This window comes from Edwardsiella hoshinae NBRC 105699 = ATCC 33379, assembly GCF_000474215.1.
Classification (GTDB): domain Bacteria; phylum Pseudomonadota; class Gammaproteobacteria; order Enterobacterales; family Enterobacteriaceae; genus Edwardsiella; species Edwardsiella hoshinae.
The window spans coordinates 1-26,318 of record NZ_BAUC01000017.1 but is presented as its reverse complement, the minus strand read 5'-3'; the positions used below and the strand labels follow the sequence as shown (position 1 = coordinate 26,318).

General features: G+C 59.7%; 23 protein-coding genes. 14 read left to right on the top strand and 9 right to left on the bottom strand.

Annotation, left to right across the window (positions count from 1 at the left end; all coding sequences use genetic code 11):
• Positions 1-129: 129 nt before the first annotated feature.
• From sapA to EHO01S_RS07270, 6 genes are all read left to right on the top strand, one after another.
• A complete protein-coding gene (gene sapA, locus EHO01S_RS07295) occupies positions 130-1,818 on the top strand; it encodes an ABC transporter substrate-binding protein SapA (protein WP_024523342.1) in 1,689 nt (562 codons plus the stop codon).
• Positions 1,815-2,780: a putrescine export ABC transporter permease SapB gene (gene sapB, locus EHO01S_RS07290; protein ID WP_024523341.1), complete on the top strand. Its 966-nt coding sequence runs from the start codon at positions 1,815-1,817 to the stop codon at positions 2,778-2,780. The genes sapA and sapB overlap by 4 nt, the downstream gene beginning before the upstream one ends.
• Positions 2,767-3,657 (top strand): putrescine export ABC transporter permease SapC, encoded by an 891-nt coding sequence (gene sapC / locus EHO01S_RS07285; protein WP_024523340.1) that lies wholly within the window; start codon positions 2,767-2,769, stop codon positions 3,655-3,657. Before sapB ends, sapC begins: the two co-directional genes overlap by 14 nt.
• Positions 3,657-4,652, top strand: coding sequence for a putrescine export ABC transporter ATP-binding protein SapD (gene sapD / locus EHO01S_RS07280; protein WP_024523339.1), 996 nt, complete (start codon positions 3,657-3,659; stop codon positions 4,650-4,652). Before sapC ends, sapD begins: the two co-directional genes overlap by 1 nt.
• Complete coding sequence (gene sapF, locus EHO01S_RS07275) at positions 4,649-5,464, top strand: putrescine export ABC transporter ATP-binding protein SapF (RefSeq protein WP_024523338.1); 816 nt, start codon at positions 4,649-4,651, stop codon at positions 5,462-5,464. The genes sapD and sapF overlap by 4 nt, the downstream gene beginning before the upstream one ends.
• 88 nt (positions 5,465-5,552) lie before the next feature.
• Positions 5,553-6,524, top strand: a complete 972-nt coding sequence (locus tag EHO01S_RS07270) for a mechanosensitive ion channel family protein (protein ID WP_024523337.1) — start codon at positions 5,553-5,555, stop codon at positions 6,522-6,524.
• A gap of 273 nt (positions 6,525-6,797) precedes the next feature.
• Here the strand turns inward: EHO01S_RS07270 and fabV are convergent, their stop codons facing one another.
• Positions 6,798-7,991, bottom strand: a complete 1,194-nt coding sequence (fabV, locus tag EHO01S_RS07265; RefSeq protein ID WP_024523336.1) for an enoyl-ACP reductase FabV — start codon at positions 7,989-7,991, stop codon at positions 6,798-6,800.
• Between the two features lie 195 nt (positions 7,992-8,186).
• On the opposite strand from fabV, the gene EHO01S_RS07260 reads away from it, so the two are divergent.
• Both EHO01S_RS07260 and EHO01S_RS07255 read left to right on the top strand, forming a co-directional pair.
• Positions 8,187-9,647, top strand: coding sequence for an AMP nucleosidase (locus EHO01S_RS07260; RefSeq protein WP_024523335.1), 1,461 nt, complete (start codon positions 8,187-8,189; stop codon positions 9,645-9,647).
• Between the two features lie 127 nt (positions 9,648-9,774).
• A complete protein-coding gene (locus EHO01S_RS07255; RefSeq protein ID WP_024523334.1) occupies positions 9,775-11,718 on the top strand; it encodes an exoribonuclease II in 1,944 nt (647 codons plus the stop codon).
• A gap of 68 nt (positions 11,719-11,786) precedes the next feature.
• On the opposite strand, the gene EHO01S_RS07250 is transcribed toward EHO01S_RS07255, so the two are convergent.
• Positions 11,787-13,091 (bottom strand): SLC5/6 family protein, encoded by a 1,305-nt coding sequence (locus EHO01S_RS07250; RefSeq protein WP_024523333.1) that lies wholly within the window; start codon positions 13,089-13,091, stop codon positions 11,787-11,789.
• A 625-nt stretch (positions 13,092-13,716) separates the two neighbouring features.
• Between EHO01S_RS07250 and EHO01S_RS07245 the strand changes: the two genes are divergently transcribed.
• Entirely contained in the window at positions 13,717-14,307 is a 591-nt protein-coding gene (locus EHO01S_RS07245) for an NAD(P)H-dependent oxidoreductase (RefSeq protein WP_024523332.1), read from the top strand.
• Between the two features lie 57 nt (positions 14,308-14,364).
• Here EHO01S_RS07245 and pepT read toward each other — a convergent pair whose 3' ends face one another.
• Positions 14,365-15,600, bottom strand: a complete 1,236-nt coding sequence (pepT, locus tag EHO01S_RS07240; RefSeq protein WP_024523331.1) for a peptidase T — start codon at positions 15,598-15,600, stop codon at positions 14,365-14,367.
• 573 nt (positions 15,601-16,173) lie between these two features.
• Here pepT and potA point away from each other — a divergent pair.
• The 5 genes from potA to potD all read left to right on the top strand — a co-directional run bounded on the left by potA (position 16,174) and on the right by potD (position 22,084).
• Positions 16,174-17,307, top strand: coding sequence for a spermidine/putrescine ABC transporter ATP-binding protein PotA (gene potA / locus EHO01S_RS07235; RefSeq protein ID WP_024523330.1), 1,134 nt, complete (start codon positions 16,174-16,176; stop codon positions 17,305-17,307).
• Complete coding sequence (potB, locus tag EHO01S_RS07230; RefSeq protein WP_024523329.1) at positions 17,291-18,157, top strand: spermidine/putrescine ABC transporter permease PotB; 867 nt, start codon at positions 17,291-17,293, stop codon at positions 18,155-18,157. The genes potA and potB overlap by 17 nt, the downstream gene beginning before the upstream one ends.
• Before the next feature lie 168 nt (positions 18,158-18,325).
• The gene (gene potC, locus EHO01S_RS07225; RefSeq protein WP_024523328.1) at positions 18,326-19,102 is read left to right on the top strand and encodes a spermidine/putrescine ABC transporter permease PotC; all 777 of its coding nucleotides are present in this window, start codon (positions 18,326-18,328) and stop codon (positions 19,100-19,102) included.
• 400 nt (positions 19,103-19,502) lie between these two features.
• Positions 19,503-20,834: a cadaverine/lysine antiporter gene (gene cadB, locus EHO01S_RS07220; RefSeq protein ID WP_024523327.1), complete on the top strand. Its 1,332-nt coding sequence runs from the start codon at positions 19,503-19,505 to the stop codon at positions 20,832-20,834.
• A gap of 191 nt (positions 20,835-21,025) precedes the next feature.
• Positions 21,026-22,084 (top strand): spermidine/putrescine ABC transporter substrate-binding protein PotD, encoded by a 1,059-nt coding sequence (gene potD / locus EHO01S_RS07215; protein WP_024523326.1) that lies wholly within the window; start codon positions 21,026-21,028, stop codon positions 22,082-22,084.
• A gap of 47 nt (positions 22,085-22,131) precedes the next feature.
• Here potD and ycfP read toward each other — a convergent pair whose 3' ends face one another.
• The 6 genes from ycfP to hinT form a co-directional block, all read right to left on the bottom strand.
• The gene (gene ycfP, locus EHO01S_RS07210) at positions 22,132-22,674 is read right to left on the bottom strand and encodes an alpha/beta hydrolase YcfP (RefSeq protein ID WP_024523325.1); all 543 of its coding nucleotides are present in this window, start codon (positions 22,672-22,674) and stop codon (positions 22,132-22,134) included.
• A 121-nt stretch (positions 22,675-22,795) separates the two neighbouring features.
• Positions 22,796-23,830: a beta-N-acetylhexosaminidase gene (gene nagZ, locus EHO01S_RS07205; protein ID WP_024523324.1), complete on the bottom strand. Its 1,035-nt coding sequence runs from the start codon at positions 23,828-23,830 to the stop codon at positions 22,796-22,798.
• A 39-nt stretch (positions 23,831-23,869) separates the two neighbouring features.
• Complete coding sequence (locus EHO01S_RS07200; protein WP_024523323.1) at positions 23,870-24,724, bottom strand: phosphotransferase; 855 nt, start codon at positions 24,722-24,724, stop codon at positions 23,870-23,872.
• Complete coding sequence (lpoB, locus tag EHO01S_RS07195) at positions 24,714-25,301, bottom strand: penicillin-binding protein activator LpoB (protein ID WP_024523322.1); 588 nt, start codon at positions 25,299-25,301, stop codon at positions 24,714-24,716. The genes EHO01S_RS07200 and lpoB overlap by 11 nt, the downstream gene beginning before the upstream one ends.
• A gap of 21 nt (positions 25,302-25,322) precedes the next feature.
• Positions 25,323-25,715 carry a YcfL family putative periplasmic lipoprotein gene (locus EHO01S_RS07190; protein ID WP_024523321.1) on the bottom strand — a complete coding sequence of 131 codons (393 nt, stop codon included), beginning with the start codon at positions 25,713-25,715 and terminating at the stop codon, positions 25,323-25,325.
• A 24-nt stretch (positions 25,716-25,739) separates the two neighbouring features.
• Positions 25,740-26,090 (bottom strand): purine nucleoside phosphoramidase, encoded by a 351-nt coding sequence (gene hinT / locus EHO01S_RS07185; RefSeq protein ID WP_024523320.1) that lies wholly within the window; start codon positions 26,088-26,090, stop codon positions 25,740-25,742.
• Between the last annotated feature and the right edge of the window lie 228 nt (positions 26,091-26,318).

The following is a 26,318-nucleotide window of genomic DNA, read 5'->3' as shown; positions in this document are numbered from 1 at the left end:
GTTACACTAGGCTATTCGTTCAATGGAGCGCCACTATCCGGCGTGCTGGTCTACCGCGCCGCCGTAGTCTGCGTCGACGGTTCGCGCAGCGCCGGCCAGGAACACAGCCCACAACCTGTTGAAGCCTTTATGCGTGCTTGGAAAAACTTGCTGATCCCGCTGCTGTGCCTGTCGGCCGCAGCCACGGCGGCCGAGAAGACGACCGCCCCGCAGCCCGCTGTGCCGGATATCCGCCAGAGCGGCTTCATTTATTGTGTTAACGGTATCGTGAATACCTTTAACCCACAGCTGGTGAGCGGCGGTGTGACGGTCGATACCCTCGCCGCCCAGCTGTATGACCGGCTGCTGGATGTCGATCCCTATACCTATCGTCTGATCCCGGAACTGGCGCAGAGTTGGGAAGTACTCGACGGTGGCGCCACCTATATCCTGCACCTGCGGCGCGATGTGCCCTTCCAGAAAACGCCCTGGTTCACACCGACGCGTAACATGAACGCCGACGATGTCTTGTTTAGCTTCGAACGCATGTTCGACGCCAAGCATCCCTACCACGACGTCAATGGCGGCCACTACCCCTATTTCGATAGCCTACAGTTCAGCAACGCCGTGCAGAGCATGCGCAAGCTGGACAATTACACGGTCGAGATCCGTCTGAAGCAGCCCGATGCCTCTTTCCTCTGGCATCTGGCAACCCACTATGCGCCGATCCTGTCGGCACAATATGCCGACCAGCTGACGCAGCGCGGCCGGCAGACGCAGATCGACCGTCTGCCCGTCGGGACGGGGCCTTTCATGCGCGGAGAATACCGTGCCGGGCAATTCATCCGCCTGCTGCGCAATCCCACTTACTGGAAAGGCATCCCACGCATGAAGCAAGTGGTGATCGATCTGGGTGCCGGCGGCACCGGGCGCATCTCTAAGCTGTTGACCGGCGAATGCGACGTCCTCGCCTACCCGGCTGCCAGCCAGTTGGGGATCTTGCGTAACGACCCGCGCCTACGCTTGACGCTACGTCCCGGGATGAACGTGGCCTACCTGGCCTTCAACACCCGCAAGCCGCCGCTGGATCAAGAAAATGTACGGCGTGCCATTGCCTACTCGATCAACAATCAGCGTCTGATGCAATCCATCTATTACGGCACAGCGGAGACCGCCGCCTCCTTGCTGCCGCGCGCCTCCTGGGCCTACGATAACGATGCCCGCGTCACCGATTATGATCCCGAGAAGGCGCGCGCCATGCTCAAGGCCGCCGGGATCAGCAACCTGCGCCTCCAATTGTGGGTGCCGACCGCTTCGCAGGCCTACAACCCCAGCCCGCTGAAGACGGCCGAACTGATCCAGGCCGACCTGGCCCAGGTCGGGATCAAGGTCAGCATCATTCCGGTAGAGGGACGCTTTCAGGAGGCACGCCTCAGCGACATGAGCCATGACATGACACTCACCGGCTGGGCGACGGACAGTAATGATCCCGACAGTTTCTTCCGCCCCTTGCTGAGCTGCGCGGCCATCCAGTCGCAGACCAACCTGGCACACTGGTGCGACCCGGCGTTCGACGCCCTGTTACACCGGGCGTTGCAGGCGCAACAACTCGCCCAACGCATCGATGACTATCAGGCGGCACAGAAGATCCTGGAGCAGCAATTACCGATCCTGCCCTTAGCCTCCTCACTCCGCCTGCAAGCTTATCGCTACGATATCAAGGGACTGGTGCTCAGCCCGTTCGGTAATGCCTCCTTCGCCGGGGTATACCGTGAGGCGGCACCGACCGCGCCGCTGACGCCCCCCTCAGCGCAGGTCTCGACCAAGGAGACACCATGATTATCTTTACGCTACGGCGCCTGTTGCTGTTACTGGTCACCCTGTTTTTCCTGACCCTGGTCAGTTTCAGCCTGCTCTACTTTACGCCGCATGCGCCGCTGTCCGGCGCTTCGCTGAGCGATGCCTACCGTTTCTATCTGCATAGCCTGTTGCAGGGGGATTTCGGCGTTTCCAGCATCAACGGCCAGGCCATCGTCAATCAGTTGCGCGTCGTGGTCCCCGCCACCTTGGAACTGTGTATCCTTGGTTTCCTGCTGGCGCTGTTCTGCGGCATCCCCATGGGGATTGCCGCCGGTATGATGCGTGGCCGCTGGCCCGATGGCGCCATCACCACCTTGGCGCTGCTCGGTTACTCGATGCCGGTATTCTGGCTGGCGTTGCTGATGATGCTGTTCTTTGCCCTACATCTCGGTTGGTTGCCAGTCTCCGGGCGCTACGACTTGTTGTACCCGGTGCCGAACATCACTGGCTTTGCCCTCGTGGACGCCTGGCTCTCTGACTCGCCCTACCGCCAACAGATGCTGTTGAGCGTCTTGCGCCATCTGGTGCTGCCGGTCAGCGTACTGGCCTTGGTGCCAATGACCGAGGTGATCCGCCTGATACGCCTCAGCACCGACAACGTGGTGGGGCAAAACTATATCAAGGCGGCGGCCACGCGCGGTTTGTCGCGCCTGACCATCATCCACCGTCATGTGCTGCATAACGCCCTGCCGCCGATCATTCCGCAGTTAGGGCTGCAATTCTCCACCATGTTAACCCTGGCGATGATCACCGAGGTGGTGTTCAACTGGCCGGGACTGGGTCGCTGGCTGATCGCCGCCATTCGTCAGCAAGATTTCGCCGCCATCTCGGCAGGCGTGATGGTGATCGGCGCGTTAGTGCTGGTAGTCAACGTCCTGTGCGATATCATTGGCGCCATGACCAGCCCGCTGAAACATAAGGAATGGTATGCAGTTCGATAACGTCTATCGCGAAAAAAAGGTCCCCAGCCCGCTGCGTCAGACCTGGTACCACTTTCATGCCGACTCACTGGCCATGGTGGGCCTGTATGGCATCATCGCCCTGTTACTGCTATGCGCCTTCGGTCGCCTGTTGGCCCCCTATGGCCTGGATCAGCAGTTCCTCGGCTATCAGCTGTTGCCCCCCTCCTGGTCGCGATATGGCAATGTATCTTTCTTTCTCGGCACCGATGATCTCGGCCGCGATCTGCTCAGTCGCCTACTGTGCGGAGCCGCGCCGACCTTCGGTTCCGCGCTGGTCGTCACCATCGCCGCCAGCCTGTGCGGGGTCTCGATCGGGGTGTTGGCCGGTATTACACACGGCCTCCGCTCGGCGATCCTCAACCATATCCTCGACACCCTGTTAGCCATTCCGTCGCTACTGCTGGCGATCATCGTGGTAGCCTTCCTCGGCCCACGCCTGGAGCACGCCATGCTGGCGGTATGGCTGGCGCTGCTGCCGCGCATCGTGCGCGCCGTCTATAGCGCGGTACATGAGGAGTTGGAGAAAGAGTATGTCGTCGCGGCGCGACTCGATGGCGCCTCGACCTGGTTTATCCTTTGGGACGCGGTGATGCCCAATATCGCCGGGGTGCTAGTGTCGGAATTTACCCGCGCCCTCTCCATGGCGATCATCGATATCGCCGCCCTCGGCTTTCTCGACCTCGGTGCCCAATTGCCGTCACCGGAGTGGGGCGCCATGCTGGGCGACGCACTGGAACTGTTGTATGTGGCTCCCTGGACTGTCATGTTGCCGGGGGGGGCCATCATGCTCAGCGTACTGTTAGTGAATCTGCTGGGCGACGGCTTGCGCCGTGCCATCAACGCCGGGGTGAAATAATGCCGTTACTCGATATCCGCAACCTGACGATTGAGTTCATGACCCCCGAGGGGGCGGTCAAGGCTGTCGATCGCGTCAGCCTCACCCTGAGCGAAGGGGAGATCCGCGGGCTGGTCGGCGAATCCGGCTCCGGTAAGAGTCTCATCGCCAAAGCGATCTGTGGTATTACTAAAGACAACTGGAGGGTCACTGCCGATCGCATGCGCTTCGATGACATCGATCTGCTGCGCCTGACGCCGCGCCAACGGCGTAAACTGGTCGGCCATAACGTGTCGATGATCTTCCAGGAGCCGCAATCCTGTCTCGACCCCTCGGAGCGCATTGGCCGCCAACTGATCCAGGCCATTCCCGGCTGGACCTTCAAAGGACGCTGGTGGCAGCGTTTACGCTGGCGTCGCCGCCGCGCCATCGAACTGTTGCACCGTGTCGGTATCAAGGATCATAAAGATGCCATGCGCAGCCTGCCCTATGAGCTGACCGAAGGGGAGTGTCAAAAGGTGATGATCGCCATCGCCTTGGCCAACCAGCCGCGCCTGCTGATCGCCGACGAGCCGACCAACGCCATGGAGCCGACCACGCAGGCGCAGATCTTCCGCCTGTTGGCGCGCATGAACCAGAATAACAACACGACCATTCTACTGATCAGCCACGATCTACAGATGATGAGCAAGTGGGCCGACCGCATCAACGTGATGTATTGCGGCCAGACGGTCGAGAGCGCCAGCTGCGAGGAGATCCTCAGCGCGCCGCATCATCCCTACACCCAGGCGCTGATCCGGGCGATGCCCGACTTCGGCCGTGCGCTCGCGCCCAAGAGTCGGCTGAACACGCTGCCCGGGGCCATTCCCTCCCTGGAGCACCTGCCGATCGGCTGCCGTCTGGGGCCACGCTGCCCCTACGCCCAGAAGAAATGCATCGAGACCCCCACCCTGCGCACCGTGAAGGGGCATCAATTCGCCTGCCACTTCCCGCTGAATATGGAGGAGGCGCAATGATGAAAACCCTGCTCGAAGTACACAATCTCGCAAAGACTTTCCGTTATCGTACCGGCTGGTTCCGCCGGCAACTGGTCGAAGCGGTCAAACCGCTCAGTTTCACCCTACGCGAAGGGCAAACGCTGGCGATCATCGGCGAGAATGGCTCCGGGAAGTCTACCTTGGCCAAGATGATTGCCGGGATGATCGAGCCGAGCGAGGGGCGCATCCTGATCGACGATCACCTGTTACACTACGGCGATTACCGTTATCGTAGCCAATGCATCCGGATGATCTTCCAAGATCCGGCGACCTCACTAAACCCGCGCCAGCGCATCGGCCAGATCCTGGATGTGCCGCTACGCCTCAACACCGATTTGGATGCGCCGGCGCGTGAGGTGCGTATCAACCAGACGCTACGCCAAGTGGGACTGCGTAACGATCACGCCTACTACTACCCGCATATGCTAGCCGCCGGTCAGCTGCAACGCATCGCCCTGGCTCGCGCCCTGATCCTGCAACCTAAGGTGATCGTCGCCGACGAGGCATTGGCCGCGCTCGACATGTCAATGCGCTCGCAGATCATCAACCTGATGCTGGAGCTACAGCAGAAACACGGCATCGCCTATATCTACGTTACCCAGCATCTGGGGATGATGAAACATATCAGTGATCAGGTCTTGGTGATGCAAGCCGGTGACGTGGTGGAGCGCGGCAGCACCGCCGACGTGCTCGCCGCCCCTCTGCACGATCTGACCAAGCGCTTGATCACCAGCCACTTTGGCGAAGCGTTGACCGCCGATGCCTGGCGGCGCGATGGCGGTGGTTTTTAAGCGGCCCGCTGGCGCTGCGGGGCAGATGAAAGAGATCAAGTACAGGCGTCGCCCAGGGCGCCGCTGGTTCCAATAGAGGTATCCTGCCGTGACGTTGTTAGTCGAAAAATTACATGCGCATATCATTCTGGCCGCCGTCCTGCTGCTGCTCAGCGGATTAGTGTATGGCCTGCGTAAATGCCGGGGAAATCGCAGCACCGCCCTGCTCCAAGTGGCGCAGACGCTGCTATGGCTGCTGCTGGTGCTGCTGTTGTGTGAGGCGGTCAAAAAGTACCTACTGATCGTCGGCCTCTGGCCGTGGGTCAAGTACATCTCTTTCTGTCAGACGGTACTGATCATCTTCGTCTTGTTTAAGGCCATCTCTTCGGCGATCAATATCATCGCCGATCGCCAAATCAAGAACGGCATCAACAAGTCGAAGACGCTGGTGGTGATCCGCGCCATCAACATCATCACCCTGTTTCTGCTCGCCACCCTCTTTGGTGAACAGCTTGGCTTGAATATGTCTGGGCTACTGACCTTCGGCGGCGTCGGTGGCGTGGCCATCGGTATCGCCAGCCGCAATATCCTCGGGAACCTGCTCTCCGGCGTCATGCTCTACTTCGACCGGCCATTTAACGTCGGCGATTGGATCCGCCTGCCGGAGAAGAACACCGAGGGGGTCGTCGCCGAAATCGGTCTACGTACCACCAAGATCGTCACCTTCGATCAGAAGCCGCTGTATATTCCGAACTCGGTGTTCTCCTCCATCATGATCGAGAACCCTGGACGCAGCGACTACCGCCGGGTTGAGCTGGCGGCGATCATCAAGACCTTCGATGCCGATCAGGTCACCACACTGCTGGCGACGTTGCACGACAAGATCAGCCAGGATAACCGCGTCAATACGCAACTGGAGCGCTTCGTCCACATGCACAACATCACCAAAGATGGTATCCAGATCCTGATCAGCCTCTATACCACCACCCGCGACTACGCCGTCTATCTGGAACTGAAACAGAGCTTGATCGTCTATACTGTCGAGGCCGCCGCCGCACAGGCATTAGAAGTCAGCTGCTAATCCCCGCGGGGCGCGACGATAGCGGCACCCGATAGATAGCGCAGCGTGGTTCGCGGGCGGCTGCCGGATGCATGAAACTGGCGAGCGGAGAGGCACAAGATGGCACGCACCCTACTCTGAGCGAGGTGCAAAACCGTGACGCGTTCAGTGCGTAAGCGCGACATATCACAGAAGGTGAATCGGCGCTAGGTGCACCAGCAGGGGCGAGAAGCCAAAAAGAAACCCTGGGGGAATCACCGATTCCCCCAGGGCGGGTCATACGTCGTACGGTCGTTACAGCGAGATCACATCGAACTGCACGTCCGGGTTCACCTCCGCCTCGTAGTCCACGCCCTCCAGGCCGAACCCGAACAGACGCAGGAACTCTTCTTTATAACCGGCATAGTCGGTCAGTTGGTAGAGGTTCTCGCTGGTGATGGACGGCCACAGATCGCGGCAGGCCTGCTGCACATCGTCGCGCAGTTCCCAATCATCCATACGGATACGCGCTTGCTCGTCCAACGCCAGATCGCTGCCGTACAGACGGGTACGCATCATGCGGTCGACCTGCTCCATGCACCCTTCGTGGATGCCCTTCTCTTTCATGATCTTGAAGGACATGGAAATGTACAGCGGCATCACTGGAATGGCGCTAGACGCCTGAGTGACCACCGACTTGAGCACGGCGACATGAGCGGTGCCGCCGTGCGCGCCGAGATCGGCGCGAATGCCGGCAGCGGCACGATCCAGATCTTCTTTCGCACGCCCCAGGGTACCGTGCCAGTAGATCGGCCAAGTCAGATCGGTGCCGATGTAAGAGTAGGCGACGGATTTAGCCCCGTCGGCCAATACACCGGCATCACGCAGCGCGGCCATCCACAGTTCCCAATCCTGCCCGCCCATCACGGTGATGGTATTCTGGATCTCTTCTTCCGTGGCCGGCTCGACGCTGGCGGTGATGATCTGATCCTTGTTGGTGTCGATGGCGGTGGTGGTATACACCTCACCGATCGGCTTCAGCGCGGAACGGACTACCTCCCCGCTGTCCGGCAGCTTGCGCACCGGCGATGCCAGCGAGTAAACCACCAGATCCACCTGGCCCAGATCCTGCTTGATCAGATCGATCACCTGCTGGCGGCAGGCGTTGGAAAAAGCATCGCCGTTGATGCTCTTGGCGTACAGGCCAGCCTCTTTGGCGGCCTTATCGAAGGCGGCAGCGTTATACCAGCCCGCGCTGCCCGGTTTGGTTTCCGTACCCGGCTTCTCGAAGAACACACCGATGGTGGCGGCGCCGGCGCCGAAGGCTGCGGAGATACGTGACGCCAAGCCATAACCGGTAGAGGCGCCGATCACCAGCACTTTCTTCGGACCGTTCTCGATCGGACCCTTCGCCTGGGTATAGGCGATCTGACGGCGAACGTTGGCCTCACAGCCAACCGGATGGGTAGTGGTGCAGATAAAACCGCGAACCTTAGGTTTGATAATCATAGATGTCTGTTATCCGTTTTATGGATGAAATCAGGGCATAAGATAGCGCATTGTACCCCAATTGGGTGCTCTGATGTGTTGCCAACCGCGAAAAAGTCCGCTATGCCCCCCTTTTCCCCGCCGCCGCTCTCGACTAGGCTTGCAAGAACGCCGGCGATCGCTCCGGCGCATTATACCAGCTTAGTGGGAGAGGCCATGAGTTCAGTCCATCACACGACATCCCTAACCCCCGAACAGGCGATCAATCGCCTGAGCGCCTACTACGATGGCGCCGTCTACGCCCTACGCGAAGCCATCAGCGCGTTTATCGAACGCGGCGAGATCCCCGATGACGCGGCCCGGGCCGCCGGAGGCTTTGTCTATCCGGCGCTGCACGTCAGCTGGGACGGCGAAGGCCAGCCGGCCGAACGTACCCGCGCCTATGGGCGCTTTAACCACCCCGGCCATTATGTCACCACCATCACCCGCCCGGAGCTATTCCGCAGCTACCTGCTGGAACAGCTGACCCTGCTGGTACGCGAGTATGGCGCGCGCATTGAGGTGCGCCCCTCCGCACAGGAGATCCCCTATCCCTATGTGATCGACGGCGCCGATCTCGCGCTCGATCGGATGATGAGTGCGGCGCTGGCCCGTCACTTTCCCATTCCCGATCTCGCTCACATCGGGGATGAGACCGCCGACGGAGCCCTGCTCGGGCGGCAGGATGCGCCGTTATCCCACTTCGATGCCCTGCGTACCGACTTTTCCCTAGCGCGACTGCGCCACTATACCGGCACACCGCCGGAGCATGTGCAGCCCTATATCCTCTTTACCAACTACAGCCGCTATGTCGATGAGTTCGTGCGTTGGGCCTGCCGGCAGATCGCCGCCCCCAACAGCGGCTACTGTGCGCTCTCCGGCGCTGGCGGGATCTACATCGATGCCGACAACGTCGACAGCGAACAGGTCGTCTCCGATCTGGCGTGGAAAAACCACCAGATGCCGGCCTACCATCTCATGGCAGAGGATGGGAACGGCATCACGCTGGTCAACATCGGCGTCGGGCCGGCCAACGCCAAGACCATTTGCGATCACCTGGCGGTGCTGCGTCCCCATGCCTGGCTGATGATCGGCCACTGCGGCGGGCTGCGCCAAAGCCAGATCATCGGCGACTACGTCTTGGCCCACGCCTACCTGCGCGACGATCACGTGCTGGATGCCGTTCTGCCACCGGATATCCCCATTCCCAGCATCGCCGAGGTACAACGCGCACTGTATGATGCCACTAAGCAGATCAGCGGCATGCCTGGCGAGCAGGTCAAACAACGGCTACGCACCGGGACGGTGGTCACCACCGACGATCGTAACTGGGAACTGCGCTATAGCGCCTCCGCCCGCCGTTTCAATCTCAGCCGAGCGGTGGCGGTCGACATGGAAAGCGCCACCATCGCCGCACAAGGCTATCGCTTCCGCGTACCCTACGGCACCCTGTTGTGCGTCTCGGACAAGCCACTACACGGCGAGATCAAGCTGCCCGCCCAGGCCAACCGCTTCTACCAAGGGGCCATTTCCGAGCACCTCCAGATCGGCATCTACGCCCTGGATCTGCTACGCGCCGAAGGCGATCGTATGCACTCGCGCAAACTACGCACCTTTAACGAGCCGCCTTTCCGCTAACCCTGCCGGCGGCGGGAATTATGCCGCCGCCGGCCACGCTTGCCCCGGCAGGGCACTTTGCGTAACAATGGCAACCACTTTTTTGGTCGTCACGATCATTTATCAGCCGGAATCACTATTTCACACTATGTTTCAGGACAACCCGCTGCTTGCCCAGCTAAAACAGCAACTTCACTCGCAAACCCCGCGCGTAGAAGGCGTGGTCAAGGGGACCGACAAAGGCTTTGGCTTTCTGGAGGTCGACGCGCAGAAAAGTTATTTCATTCCACCGCCGCAGATGAAGAAGGTCATGCACGGTGACCGCGTGCGTGCCGCCGTCCAGATGGATAAGGAGCGTGAAATCGCCGAACCGGAAGCGCTGATCGAGCCATTCCTGACCCGTTTCGTCGGCCGCGTTCAGAAGAAGGCTAACGAGGATCGCCTGTCCATTATCCCCGACCATCCATTGCTGAAAGACGCCATCGGCTGCCGCCCGGCGCGCGGCCTGGAGCGCGATTTCCAACAGGGCGACTGGGTACTGGCCGAGATGCGCCGCCACCCACTGAAGGGCGATCGCAACTTCTTCGCCGAAATCACCGCCTTCATCACCGACGGTAATGACCATTTCGCCCCCTGGTGGGTGACGTTGACACGCCACGATCTGGCGCGTCAGGCACCGCAATGGCAAGCCGGCGAGATGCTGGATGAGGGGCTGGCGCGGGAGGATTTGTCTGCCCTGCCTTTCGTCACCATCGACAGCGCCAGCACCGAAGATATGGACGATGCGCTGTACGTGGCGGAAAACGCCGACGGCAGCCTGAAACTGACCATCGCTATCGCCGATCCGACCGCCTACATCAGCGCCGACTGCCCGCTGGACGCCGAAGCGCGTCAGCGTGCCTTCACCACCTACCTGCCGGGCTTCAACATTCCGATGCTGCCGCGCGACCTGTCGGATGACCTGTGTTCGCTGCGCGCCGGTCAACGCCGTCCGGTGCTGGCCTGCGAAGTGACCATCGACAGCGACGGCAGCCTGCGCGACGACATCCGCTTCTTTAGCGGTTGGATCGAATCCAAGGCCAAGTTGGTTTACGACCAAGTTTCCGACTGGCTGGAGGGATGTGGCGATTGGCAACCGAGCGATGAAACAATCGCCGAGCAGATCCGCCTGCTGCACCGTGTCGCCAACGCCCGTACCGCCTGGCGCCAGCAGCATGCGCTGGTGTTCCGCGATCGTCCCGACTACCGCTTCATCCTCGACGAGAATGGTGATGTGCGCGACATCGTCGCCGAACCGCGCCGCGTCGCCAACCGCATCGTCGAAGAGTGCATGATCACCGCCAACGTCTGCGCGGCGCTGGTACTGCGCGAGCGGCTCGGCTTCGGCATCTACAACACCCATACCGGCTTCGATCCGGCGCTGGTCGAACAGGCGGTCTCGCTGCTGGCTGCTAACGACGTCGCCGCCAATGCCGAGGCGCTGCTGACCTTGGAGGGCTTCTGCACCCTGCGACGTCACCTGGATTCGCTGCCGAGCACCTTCCTGGACAGCCGTATCCGCCGCTTCCAAACCTTCGCCGAGATCAGTACCGAACCGGGGCCACACTTCGGTCTAGGGTTGGAGGCCTACGCCACCTGGACCTCGCCGATCCGTAAGTATGGCGATATGGTCAACCATCGCCTGCTGAAGGCGTTGATCGCCAACCAACCGACGACGCGGCCGGATGCGGCGCTAACGCTGCAACTGGCCGAGCGCCGTCGCCAGAACCGCCTGGCTGAGCGTGACGTCGGCGATTGGCTGTACGCCCGCTTCCTGAAGGACAAGGTGAACGCTCCGACGCCATTCCAGGCGGAGATCATCGACATCTCCCGTGGCGGCATGCGCGTGCGTCTGCTGGAGAACGGCGCGGTGGCCTTCGTCCCCGCCTCCTTCATCCATGCGGTCCGCGACGAGCTGGTCTGTAGCCAAGAGAGCGGCACCATCCAGGTGAAAGGCGAAGTCGTCTTCCGCCAGGGGGACACCGTGCCGGTGACGCTGAGCGAGGTCCGTCTCGACACCCGCAGCCTGATCGCACGCCCATTCAGCGCCTAACGACGCACTCGGGCTCTACCTCCGCGCGCATCGGGCAGCCTTACGGCTGCCCGATGGCGTTATTAGGCTTAGGCAAACGCCAACAACGGCGAGATACAGAGCAGGATACCGGTGATGACCACCAGCCACAGGCTCGGCGTCTTCAGACGATGCAACGCCGGTACGCGATACACCAGATACGCCGGGATCAGACAGCCAACCAGGCCGAAGATCGGGCTACAAACCGAGGTAAAACTGAGGATCGGTAAATTGGTGACCTGCGCGCCCCAGGCCATGAGGATGATCGCGCCGGTGACCGCACGGCGGATCAGGGTCTGATCCAGTGACTCTTGCGGGCGAAAACGCGATAACGCATTGTTCACCAAGCCGATGCAAGCCTCGCGAAACCCCAGAAATACGCCGAAAAATGAGGTCACCACGGCGAACAGATTAATCACGATGCCGACGACGGTCAGCCAGGCTCCGGGGATATACTGTGCGGTAATCGCCAGCGATGAAATGTTCTGTTGGCTCGCCGAAACGGCGCTGTCATGCGACATGCCCAGTGAAAACGACAGCGCATAGAAGAAGACGATGACGAACAGGATCACAAAGGCCACGGTCATCGCCCGTTGCGACTTATAGCGGGCGACGGCGATACTGACATTCTTGGCGCGGTAGGCGATCACCATCGGACTCAGCGATTGAATGAACAGGATCGACGTCAAGGTAAAGGGCAGCGTGATGATGGCGTTCTTGATCAGCTCACCCGTCGGCGGCAACGGCCCCACGTTGGCGCTATCCCAATGCGGCACCATCAAGATGCCCAGCATGCTCACCGCCAGCAGCACGGTGATCGCCATTACCCCGGAAAGGCTGAACAACAGACGCTCGCTTACCGCGGCAATGAACACCAAGAGGCAGATCAACCCCAGGCCATACAGCGGGTTCTGCGACAGTAGCGAGGTCGTCACCTCAAAGGTGTGCAAGTAGGAGGCGCTATCGTTGGTAATCGCCAAGGTGTAGACGAACACCCAGATGATCAACATGATAAAATAGAGGATACCCAGCGTGATCCCCCAGTTCTTCCCCAGATAACCGCTGATCACCCCGGGATAGTCGTCACACGCTGCCGACTCGGCCAAGGTATTGATAAACAAGCGCTGGAACAGGTACATCGCCGGATAGCCGATCAGCGCCGAGAGCAGAAAGACCCATAACCCCATCAACCCGACCTGCACCGGCAGAAAAACGATCCCGGCCCCGATGGCCATCCCGATGCTCATGGTGATCCACGCGATATCAGTACGATCGAACCGGGTGGCGGCGCGCCACTGCGCGTTATCCATCCCGGCGGCGAGTGCCTGTGCGCTCGCTATGGTATTTCCCTTCATGGACTGACTCCCTGTCGACTGGTTAACCGTATACGCAATTTTTCTTCTACGGCGCCGCGCGAAGGCCCCAGCGCGGCGCGCTAATTGATTGTGCGTCTCCGCATCAAGCTAGCACAGCCGCGTAGAAAAGAGTCCCTCTTTACGCCCCCCCAGACGCCACTTGGCAGCGATGATTTTCTCCCGACGCGATATTACGCTATCGCTCGCCCTGTGACGGCGAGGATATCTGGTAGCACACGACGTTAGTTTGGCGACCACATCGGATAATTAATTGATATTTAAATTATTAAAAAACACCTGCCGGAGATTGAGCATGAATCTCACTTGCGCCCGATCACAGACTAGAGGGGACAGCGTAGAGGATTACAATGCACGATTTTGCACTGACGACGGATCTGCGCCACAGAATCGATACGCAACGCGCTGCTATGTTTTTTTACACAGCCATCCTAGTGAAATCTAACGCATCGACCGACTTGGCCGCGGCAGCAACGCACAGACGCGGCCAAACATCACAACCCATTTTGTGCCCTGCCTCCAGCATAATGGTTTTCATATAGTCATCGTGGTGATAATTTCACTAACAGGTAAATATAACGCTCTAGCGGAACTATCGGAGTCTCATATGAGTCGCATTTTATTGCTTAATGGCATGAAAAAATTTGGCCACTCCAACGGCCAGTTGAACACCACCCTGCATGATACCGCCTGTGAAGTCTTGGGCGCATGGGGGCATACATTGCGTGCCACCACCATCGATCAGGGCTACCAGATCGAACAGGAGGTGGAGAATATTCTGTGGGCGGATTGCATTATTTATCAGATGCCGGGATGGTGGATGGGAGAACCCTGGATCGTCAAAAAGTACCTGGATGAGGTGTTTACCGCCGGTCACGGCCGCCTGTATCGCAACGATGGCCGCACCCGCTCTGACGCCAGCAAGAAATATGGCTCCGGCGGCTTGCTGCAAGGCAAGCAGTATATGCTGTCGCTGACCTGGAACGCGCCGCAAGAAGCCTTCGACGACCCCGCGCAGTTCTTCCACGGTCAAGGCATCGATGGCGTCTACCTGCACTTCCATAAGGCCAACCAGTTCCTTGGCATGCGCCCGTTGCCGACCTTCCTATGTAGCGACGTGATCAAACGGCCCGACGTCGAGCACAACCTGGCACGCTATCGCGAACACCTGGCCCCGCTATTCCGTCCGGCGCATTAACTCGGCTATCCCGCACGGCGTCGAGCGTGCCCGGCACGCCGCGCGGTCGGGGGAGGCTTAGGCGTTACGCGCACGCTCGGCGGTCAGCTCGGCGATACGCATGATCACCGCCACCGCCTTCTCCATCCCCTCCAGGGTGATGAACTCATGTTTACCGTGGAAGTTATAGCCGCCGGTGAACAGGTTCGGACAAGGCAGCCCCCGGAAGGAGAGCTGGGCGCCATCGGTACCGCCACGGATCGGCCGCTCGATCGGCTCGATGTCCAGATCCCGCATCGCCTGGCGCGCCAGCGCAACGATATGCGGGTGCTTCGCCACCTCGTCGCGCATGTTGTAGTAGCTATCGTCCAGCGTCACTTCGATGTAACACTCCGGATGCAACCCCTGACCGACCTGCTTGGCGATATCCATGATGCGCTTCTTACGCGCTTCGAAGCCTTCGCGACTGAAGTCACGCACGATGTAGTGCATTTCGGCTTTCTCGACGCTGCCTTTCATCGCGACCAGGTGGTAGAATCCTTCGTAGCCCTCGGTCAACTCCGGTACTTCCGCCGCTGGCAGCAACGCATGAATACGGTTAGCCAAGCCCAAGGCATTAACCATCACCCCTTTGGCGCTTCCCGGATGCACATTGTTACCACTGATCTTGATCGATACCGAAGCGGCGTTAAAGTTTTCACACTCTAACTCGCCCACTCCGCCACCGTCGACGGTATAGGCCCATTCGGCGTCGAAGGCGGCAACGTCAAAGTATTGCGCCCCCTTGCCAACCTCTTCGTCCGGCGTGAAGGCGACACGGATCTCTCCATGCGGCACATCACTTTGCTTAAGCCGGGCCAACGCAGTCATGATCTCGGCGATCCCCGACTTGTCATCGGCGCCTAACAGCGTCTTGCCATCGGTGGTGATCAGTGTCTGCCCCAATAGCTGATGCAGTACCGGAAACATCACTGGCGACAGGATCTCATCGCCGACACCGAGGGCAATGTCGCCGCCGCGGTAATTTTCCACGATCTGCGGATTCACGTTCTTCCCGCTCGCGTCGGGCGCGGTATCCATATGCGCAATAAAACCGATGGTCGGCACCGGCCAATCGACGTTCGCCGGCAGCGTCGCCATCACACAGCCATGTTCGCTCAGCGTCACCTGCTCCAACCCCAACGCCGTCAGCTCGCTCTGTAAGACGCGGGCCAGCTTCAGCTGGCCCTCGGTACTCGGCACCTGGCGTACGCCTGGCTTGGACTGTGTGTCAAAAGAGACGTAGTTAAGAAAACGATCAAGTAAGTTATTCATTTGCTATTTTCCCCATTATTGTCGTCCCATTATGCGGAGCCGCTCTTGGCCGAATATTGCGTCAGGTCATTTTTAACGATCTTTACTTTTACCTATCAGCGAAAAAACCTGATCGGACAGGGAATTGCCCCGAAATGCCGCCGCCTTTCCCGGCAAACGCTACTAAAACAGCCGGCATTTGGCTGGTTGGGGAGAATTAGCGACTACGCACACTCCTCATCCACTGAGGCCACAGACGCCGAGGAACGCGCGGTGACGCCTCACTCGGCTCGCGGAAGCGCAGGCCGCTGATGGCCTTGACTCGACCCGGTGTCGGCTAGCGAGCGGCGAGTGTCCATGGCACTTTGACGCCAAATTTGGCGCTGAGCGTCGACCAAGTGCTGGGATTTTGACAGGAAAGTGGCGAATTCTGCCCACGTTAGCTTTCAATTATTGTCTACAGGGTCTATCATGCGCGCTCTAAAAATTTGATTGACGCCGCTGGTTTCGAGCACGGGATCGTTCCGCCGCTCACGCAGTCTTTTTCAGCGGCGGTTCTATCTGCAACATCTCTCGGGATAGAGTAACCACTAAATGACTGAGACTTCCTCTGTAGACTCGCAAACGCTTCCGGTCGTATGTCTGACCCAAATCCGTAAATCGTTTGATGGCAAAGCGATCATCAACGATCTCGATCTCACCATTAATCATGGTGAATTTTTGACTATCCTTGGCCCCTCCGGCTGTGGCAAGACCACGGTGCTGCGTCTGATCGCGGGTTTAGAGGAGGTCGACAGCGGCCAGGTGGTACTGGATGGTGAGGAGATCACCCACCTGCCTGCCGAGCAGCGTCACGTTAACACCGTCTTCCAGAGTTATGCGCTCTTCCCGCACATGACCGTGTTTGAGAATGTGGCCTTCGGTCTGCGTATGCAGAAGACGCCGCGCGATGAAATCGCCCCGCGCGTTATGGACGCCCTGCGCATGGTACAGCTGGATGAGATGGCCCAGCGTCGCCCCCACCAACTCTCCGGCGGTCAGCAACAGCGCGTAGCCATCGCCCGCGCGGTGGTCAACAAGCCGCGCGTGCTATTGCTGGACGAGTCCCTATCGGCGCTGGACTACAAACTGCGCAAACAGATGCAGAATGAACTCAAGGCGCTGCAACGCAAACTGGGTATCACCTTTATCTTCGTCACCCACGATCAGGAAGAGGCGCTGACCATGTCGGATCGCATCGTGGTGATGCGTGACGGCCGTATCGAGCAGGATGGCACCCCGCGCGAGATCTACGAGGAGCCGAAAAACCTGTTTGTCGCCAGCTTCATCGGTGAGATCAATATCTTTGACGCCAGCGTGCTGCATCGCATCGACGAACAGCGGGTACGCGCCAACGTCGAGGGACGCGAATGTGACATCTACGTGAATCCTGAGATGCATGTCGGCGCGGGCGATCGCCTCAAGGTGCTGCTGCGCCCCGAGGATCTGCGCGTCGAGGAGATCAGCGACAGCGAGCAGGTGGATGGCATTGTCGGCTATGTCCGCGAGCGCAACTACAAAGGGATGACCTTGGAGTCCAGCGTCGAGCTCGAAAATGGCAAGATGGTGATGGTCAGCGAGTTTTTTAACGAAGACGATCCCGATGTGGACCACTCGCTCAATCAGAAGATGGCGGTGACCTGGGTCGAAAGCTGGGAGGTGGTGCTACCCGATGAAGAGATCGCGTAAGCTTTTCCAGAATGTGGTGATCACCATGGTGGTGGGCTGGCTGTCGCTGTTCGTCTTCCTGCCCAACTTGATGATCATCGCCACCAGCTTCCTGACTCGTGACGACGCCAATCTGGTTCGCATGGTGTTCAGCTGGGATAACTATCAGCGGTTATTCGATCCGCTGTATGCCGAGGTATTGCTGCACTCGCTCAACATGGCGTTGATGGCGACGCTGAGTTGCCTGGTGATCGGCTATCCGTTCGCCTTTATTCTGGCACGCCTGCCACAGCGGGTACGCCCGCTGTTGTTGTTCCTGTTGATCGTCCCCTTCTGGACCAACTCGCTGATCCGCGTCTATGGGCTGAAGCTGTTCCTCAGCACCCGCGGCTACCTCAACGAGTTTCTGTTGTGGATCGGTCTCATCGATCAGCCGCTACGCCTGATGTATACCTCGACGGCAGTGGTTCTAGGCTTGGTGTATATCCTGCTCCCCTTCATGGTGATGCCGCTCTATTCGAGCATCGAAAAGCTCGATCGTTCGGTGTTGGAGGCGGCGCGCGATCTGGGAGCCAACAAGTTACACACCTTCTTGCGCATCATCGTTCCGCTGACCATGCCGGGCATCGTCGCTGGCTGTCTGTTGGTGATGCTGCCCTCGCTGGGGTTGTTCTATATCGCTGACCTGCTGGGCGGCGCGAAGAACCTGTTGATCGGTAACGTCATCAAGAGCCAGTTCCTGAATATTCGCGACTGGCCGTTCGGTGCGGCCACCAGTATCTGCCTGACGCTGGTGATGGGCGTGATGCTCTTGATCTACTACCGCGTCGGTAAACTGCTCAACCGCAAGGCCAGCGATTTAGGTGACTGACGACGGCGCACGCGGCGCCACGACTGCCGCAGGGAAGCGACGGAGTAAACGATGATATCCATTTGTTTTATTTGACGATATGTCAAATGGTTGGGAGAAGATAATCAAATTGTCCACGCTGCATAAGTATCACGGGGGCGTATACCGCCACGCCCAGGAGGATCTGACATGTTTGGTCGCCTGATGCGCGGAGGGTTCATGACCCTGATCTACGCTTACTTATATATCCCTATCATTATTTTGATCGCCAACTCATTCAATAGCTCGCGTTTTGGCATCAATTGGAAGCAGTTTACCTTCGACTGGTACCGCACGCTGATGAACAACGACAGCCTGCTCCAGGCTGCCGGCCACTCGATCACCATGGCGGTGCTCTCGGCGACCTTCGCCACCCTGATCGGCTCCTTGACCGCCGTGGCCCTGTTCCGCTACCACTTTCGTGGCAAGCCTTTCGTCGGCGGTATGCTGTTTGTGGTGATGATGTCGCCGGATATCGTCATGGCGATCTCTCTGCTGGTGCTGTTTATGCTGTTGGGCGTTTCGCTCGGCTTCTGGTCGCTGCTGTTCTCGCACATCACCTTCTGCCTGCCTTTCGTGGTGGTCACGGTCTTCTCACGCCTGAAAGGGTTCGACGTGCGTATGCTGGAGGCGGCGCGCGATCTCGGCGCCAGCGAGCTGGTCATTCTGCGCAAGATCTTGCTGCCTCTGGCTATGCCGGCGGTGGCTGCCGGCTGGCTGCTGAGCTTTACCCTGTCGATGGATGACGTGGTGGTTTCCTCTTTCGTCACCGGGCCGGGCTACGAGATCCTCCCCTTGAAGATCTACTCGATGGTCAAAGTAGGCGTCTCGCCGGAGGTCAACGCCCTGGCAACCATCCTGTTGGCGCTATCGCTGCTGCTGGTGCTGGCCAGCCAACTGATCCTCCGCGACCGCACCAAACACTGAGGCCATGGCGTGCGGCGGGCATACAGGCCGCCGCCCCTCCCCGCCGCGAGAGTCGCCGCGCACTAACACGGCGCTGACGCGCCTGGTGTAGCACGATGCCGTCCACCGCGCTCTGGGCGGAAACGCCTCTTAACGGCGCCTTGTGCCGCGTATTACCGGCCCCCAACGCGCTCGCTCCCCTCAACGTCCCCTCCCACGCCGCGGGCCGGCGCGAAGCCGCGATCATGCCAGGATAAAGATGCAGAAACGGGAAAGAGGACAACGCCGTAATACATTAATCATACCACCACCTGTGATTTGAATCACAAATTAACCTATAATTACGTCCAGGAATTGATTAATAGCAGCGGCGCGCACCGTGAAGGAGCACGGTCACCACGTCAGTATTTACGGGGCTAACATGGCGTCTTCAAAAAAAATTGGGCTTTTCGCCTGTACGGGTATTGTCGCCGGTAACATGATGGGCAGCGGCATCGCACTGTTACCGGCAAACTTGGCCAAGATTGGCTCCATCGCTCTCTTTGGTTGGTTGATTGCGTTGGTCGGCGCGATGTCGCTGGCCTTCGTCTTTGCACGTTTGACTACACGCGACCCGCAGGTTGGCGGGCCTATCGCCTATGCAGGCCGTCTCGGCCCGGCCTTCGGCTTCCAAACGGCGGTGCTCTACTACCACGCCAACTGGATCGGTAACCTGGCCGACTGCCTGGCAGGGGTGGCCTACCTGTCGGTCTTCTTCCCGATGCTAAATAACCCGATCCCCGCCGGGATCGCCAGCATCGTCATCATCTGGATCATGGCGTTCATCAACCTGATGGGCGGGCGTTGGGTCAGCCGCCTGACCACTCTCGGTTTGATCCTGGTACTACTCCCGGTGGTCGGCACCGCCATCGCTGGCTGGCACTGGTTCGATCCGGCGCTGTATCACGCCAACTGGAACACCACCCACAGCAGTAGCGGCGATGCGATACTGCACAGTATCTTGATCTGCCTGTGGGCGTTCGTCGGCGTCGAGAGCGCGGCCGTTAGCTCGGGACTGGTGAAGAATGCGCAACGCACCGTGCCGCTGGCGACCATGCTAGGCACGGCATTGGCCGGTCTGATCTACATCCTGGCGACCCAGGTGATGAGTGGGATGTTCCCCGCCGCCACCATGGCGGCGACCGGCGCCCCCTTCGCCGCCAGCGCCGCCATGATCCTCGGCGGCTGGGCTGCGCCGCTGGTGTCCGCCTTCACCGCTTTCGCCTGTCTAGCCGCATTAGGTTCGTGGATGATGTTGGTCGGCCAAGCGGGCGTTCGAGCGGCGCGCGACGGCAACTTCCCCCAGATCTACGGCGAGGTCGACGCCAACGGGGTTCCACGTAAGGGGATCATCCTGTCGGCGCTGAAAATGACGGCACTGATGGCGTTGATGACCTGCCTGGCCAGTAGCGGTGCTAAAACCTCGGACATCTTCGGCAACCTGATCGGCATCGCCGTGTTATTGACCATGTTGCCCTACTTCTACTCCTGTGTGGCCCTGATCCGCCTGGAGGGAGCCTCGCTGCATCACCTGCTGAGCCTGACGGCTGCGACCCTGGGCTGTCTGTTCTGCTTCATCGCGCTGAGCGGAGCGGAGTCGGTCAAGCTAGCACTGACCTTCATCATCAGCCTGAGTATCTTGATGTTCTACGCCCGTCGCCAAAGCGCGCACGAACAAGCCTATGCCCGTCTCAACCGTGAGACGTCGCGCTAAGCGCATCCCTCCGACCGTCCGGCTTCCTTGCCGGACGGTCTACCCTGCTCCGCGCCGTCTCGGCCATTGAAGCTTTACCCCCGTCCGAGGCGCTCCTATAATAGCCCGCCTGTTTGTTGTGGTTCGCCAAGGCGTTCCGGCGGCGGACAGTTTCACCTTCTGTTTCGACCTTCACTATAGGGATACGCTGAATGAAAAAGTGGTCACCTCTGGTAGCCGCAGCTTTGCTGGTATGCGGGAGCCATGTCGCATACGCTGCCGATGCGCCGAAAACTGACAATAACACTGTCTATTTCTACAACTGGACCGAATATGTGCCGCCGGGACTGCTGGAGCAGTTCACCAAGGAGACGGGCATCAAAGTCATTTATTCGACCTACGAATCCAACGAAACCATGTACGCCAAGCTGAAGACGTACCAGGACGGGGCCTACGATCTGGTGGTTCCCTCCACCTACTACGTCGCCAAGATGCGTAACGAAGGAATGCTGCAAAAGATCGACCACAGTAAACTGAGCAACTTCCACAACCTGGATCCGAACCTGTTGCATAAGTCCTTCGACCCGCAAAACGACTATTCTATCCCTTACATCTGGGGAGCGACGGCGATCGGGGTCAACAGCGACGCCATCGATCCCGCCACCATCACCAGTTGGGCCGACCTGTGGAAGCCGGAGTATAAAGGTAGCCTGCTATTAACGGATGACGCGCGCGAAGTTTTCCAGATCGCTCTGCGTAAACTGGGCTACTCAGGCAACACCACCGACCCCAAGCAGATCCAGGCAGCCTATGACGAGTTGGTGAAACTGATGCCTAACGTATTGGCCTTCAACTCCGACAACCCGGCCAACCCGTTCATGGAGGGGGAGGTCAATCTGGGGATGATTTGGAACGGCTCCGCCTACGTGGCGCGTCAGGCGGGCACGCCGGTGCAGATCGTCTGGCCGAAAGAGGGAGCCATTTTCTGGATGGATAGCCTGGCCATTCCGGCCAACGCCAAGAACCCGGAAGGGGCATTGAAGCTGATCAACTTCCTATTGCGCCCGGACATCGCGGCGCAGGTTGCGGAAACCATCGGCTACCCGACGCCGAACCTGGCGGCACAGAAACTGCTGCCGAAAGAGGTGGTCGGTGATAAGTCGCTCTACCCGGATGCGCAAACCATCGCCAAGGGTGAGTGGCAGAACGATGTCGGCAGCGCCAGCGAAATCTACGAAACCGACTTCCAGAAACTGAAGGCCGGGCGCTAAGCGCCGTCGCCACTTGGCGCGGGGGCGCAACGCCCCCGCCCACATGATCATGCGACGCTTTTAAAGGCGCGAATACGCTGGAGATGCGGCGATAGGCTGGGAAACTTATGCCCCTGCTGTTCATCCCACACCACCTCATAGTAGGGTGCCAACACGCTGGCACTGCGTGCGCTGTCCAGCGCCTCATCATGGCGCGACAGCAGCACCAGCGCCCGCTCCCGATTCTTGCTGCGGAAGTTGTCTACGCACTTGGTCGCAATATCGGCATACTCCTCGGGGCGATCGATCAGTTCCAGCATCGTCTCCTGCGGAAAGAGATTCGGGTTGACCAAGACCTGACGGATGCCGCACAGGAAACCGATGCGCTCGGCCCAGTAGCCGCCCAATCCGACCCCACAGATCAACGCACGTTGATCGCCGCCCTGCTGTACTACGCGATGCACCTCGTTCAGCAGATGCTGCATGTCGTGGCGCGGATGACGCGTGCTATAGCTCACTAAGCGTACGTCCGGATCGATAAACTGCAACTGCAACACCTTTTGATGATTCCCCGGGCTGGTGGAATCGAAACCATGCAGATAAATAATCATCTCTCTCCCTAGGCGGTTTCCCGCGCTGATTCTGACGTCCCACAGGCGCAGGCATCGCCGCGAGGCAAGTCCCGCGCCGGGCCGTTACACCGCCGATCACACAGCCATAAGGCAGTGCTCGCTATGCCTGCATGCCGGCCGCTTTGGCCTCTTCCCAACGCTGCTGTAACTGCTGTAACGCTTGATGTGCCTGCTGCCAGCGCGTACTGGCGCGCAACGCCGCGCCATCGACCACGCCACGATGATACAGGCTGGCGATACGCGGTGAGGCGGCGGCGCGCAAATTGTCCAACACGCTGACCGCACCCTGGCGGTTGTTGCATACCAGCACCATGTCACAGCCGGCGTCCAACGAGGCCTGCGCCCGCTGCGCATAGCCGCCCAACACCGCCGCCCCATTCATCGACAGATCATCCGAGAAAATCACCCCCTCGAAGCCTAATTCCTGGCGCAACACCTGCCGCAGCCAATAGGGCGAGCCGCTGGCGGGGCGAGGATCGACCTGAGGGAAGATCACATGTGCCGGCATCACCGCGTCCAGTTTCGCGCGCGCATGCAGTTCGCTGAAAATAACCATATCATGCTCAAGGATTTGCGCCAGAGGACGATCATCGATCGGTGTCTCTTTATGCGAATCCGCGCTGACCTTACCATGCCCCGGGAAATGCTTACCGGTCGACTTCATGCCCGCCTGATGCATGCCATCGATAAAGGCCTCGGCCAACGGAATCGCCTGCGACGCTTGATGATGGAACGCGCGTTCGCCGATGGCGGCGCTGCCATGTCCCAGATCCAAGACTGGAGCAAAGCTGAGATCGATATCCATGGCGATCATCTCGCAGGCCATCAGCCAGCCGCCCTCTAACGCCAAGCGCCGCGCCTCCTGCGGCGAATTCAATGCCCCATAGGCCTGAGCCGCCGGTAAACGGGTAAATCCTTGATGGAAACGCTGCACCCGACCGCCCTCTTGATCGACGGTCACCAGAATACGCTGGCGCGAGGCTTGACGAATCTGGCGCACTAACTCACGCAATTGCTCGGCATCATGAAAATTACGGCTGAACAGGATCAGACCGCCGACTAACGGATGATTGAGGATTTCACGCTCTTCGGCATCCAATTCATAGCCGACGACATCCAGCATTACAGGACCCACACCACTTCTCCTTTCTGGCGGCACAACGCGCCGCATGACTCATTGGCTTAGATGGGTCAGCAAGGCATCGGCCTGCTGACGATAACTCGCTTGTTGGCTCTGTTGCCAACGCAGTTCGAACCACAGCCAGGCCATATAATCGACCCAGCCCAGCCAGCGTTCGAGCTGCCGCGCCAGACGCGCGGGGTCGGCATAACCGCCGTGGCGACAATAATCGACGGCCAACGCGTGCCGTCCGGCGCGCTCTAGGCCATAGTTACGGCTCAACGCGGCCAAATCCAATGCGATGTCGCCACTGGCGGCATACTCCCAATCGATCAGGCGCAATCCCTGCGTTGTCTCCAACAGGTTACCGTCATGGACGTCCATATGCAGCAAGGCCAGTTTGAGCGGACGCGGTTCGCGTCGGCGCTGCCAACGCCGGTGAATCCGCTGGGCCTGAAAGGTACGCCGCGCCGGTGCGAGCCGCTGCCAATAGCGCGCACAGTAACACCGCAACGAGCGCAATGGCAGACGCGGAGGTAAACGGTGCACACCGACCAGCAACGAGGCCAAACGCGTTATATCCGTCCCCCCCGTCGCCAAGGACCGCCCCGCCAGCCAGTCGGCAAACAACCAGCCGTCCAACACCCCATGACAGCCGGGAGCTAACGCCGCCGCCGCCGCCAGGCGCAACGCCTGACACTCGTAGCGCCGATCGATACCCAACTGACGCCGTAGCGCGGTCGTCGGGCGCAGCAAAAAAGTGACACCGTCACCATTCCGCGCCCGCCAGTTCGCGCCGCTCAGGCCACTTACCCGACAAAAACGCCAGTCAGCGGCAAGCCGATCCGCGAAACGACGGCGCAGCAACGCGCGCAACTCGTCTTGGGAAACCGCGGACTCAGAGCGCAAGCGGCCCCTTCCCTGACCAGATAATCTCGCCGCTCTGTACCAGCATCAGCTGCATCGCCAGGTGAGGAGACTGGATATTGCCGCTGACGGTGGTGTACAGCACATACTGGGCGCTCAGCAAACGCGCCAGGCTAATCGCTTTGCTACGCGAGCCAAGGCGATCGTCGGGCGACAATCCCAGGCTCTGTTTCGCCTGCGCTAGCTGCGCGGCGGAGACTAACTGAAAACGGCTAGCGCCAGAGAGCGCGCTACGCAGCACCTCACTGGCGTTCGCCATGCTCAACTGGCCGTTGGTCTTGTTCTGCACGCCATCCACTAACAACACCGCGCCGGATTCGATACCCTGCGCATTCAGCAGTTGCGCGACCAACGGCGCAAAGCTGCCCTGCCAATCGACACTGCTCATCTTGGGTGGCTGTGGCACCGGCGTCACCGCAGGTGGCGGCACCACGCTCGGCGTCGCCGGCGTGGTTGGTGCCGGTGGCGCTGGTGTAACCGGCGTTTCACCGCGTGGCAACAACCCCTGACAGCCACTCAATACCAAGGCGGCCAGCGTGACACCCATTATTTTTTTCATCGTGTTCAATCCTGTTTATCCTCAACGATAGAGGTACAACCGCACTTGACGCGCCTGGGGATCGCGACTGAATGAAGTCAAGGTGACCCGCTCGCCGGCCCGCAACGTCAGCGACCGAGGTGGCGCAGGCGGACTCAACTCCAATCCTTGACGATCATACCAATAGAAACGGTAATGCAGCGTCAAGGCCTCGCCCCCTTCACCATCACCATAACTGACCTGCGCCTCGGCCTGGCGTAGTAGCCCGCGCGTCACCAGCTGTGGCGCGACGGCGGTCACGCCTGCGCTCAGTAACGCCGGCTCCATCACTAGACGCTGCGCGGCATTGATCGGAATACGTGCCGATGAGCCGCATCCCGCCAATACCAGCGGCAGCACCAATATGAGCGTCGCCCATTGTGCCTTTCCGACCATAGCGCCCCCATGCCCATGCGCCAATCAGTGTGCCAACAGCGGCCCCAGCGGACGACCGCCCAGCAGATGCATATGAATGTGGAACACCTCTTGCCCCGCATGACGGTTACAGTTGATCACCAGACGGTAGCCATCCTCGGCGATGCCCTCTTGCTGCGCGATCTGCGCCGCGACGCGCACCATGCGGCCCAGTGCGGCCTCATCCTCCGGCTGCACATCGTTAACGGTCGGGATCAGCTTGTTGGGTACGATCAGCACATGGCTCGGTGCCTGCGGGGCAATGTCACGGAAGGCGGTCACCAGATCGTCCTGATACACCACATCGGCGGGGATCTCACCGCGAATAATCTTGCTAAAAATGGTCTCTTCAGCCATGACGGATGTCCTTGATTGAGATAGTGATAAAAGTAATTTCGTAACCCGAAGCGAGTCTCTTAATTCCCCCAGACGCCACTGGCAAAGATAATTAAGGGACTCAGCATGCAGTATGAGTAGAGCGCGTCCGGCTTTCAAGCCTGAGACGAGGGGAACGGCGTAACTGGCGGATTTTCCGACGATGCAGTTGGGCTGGGCTGGGCTGGGCTGGGCTGGGCTGGGCTGGGC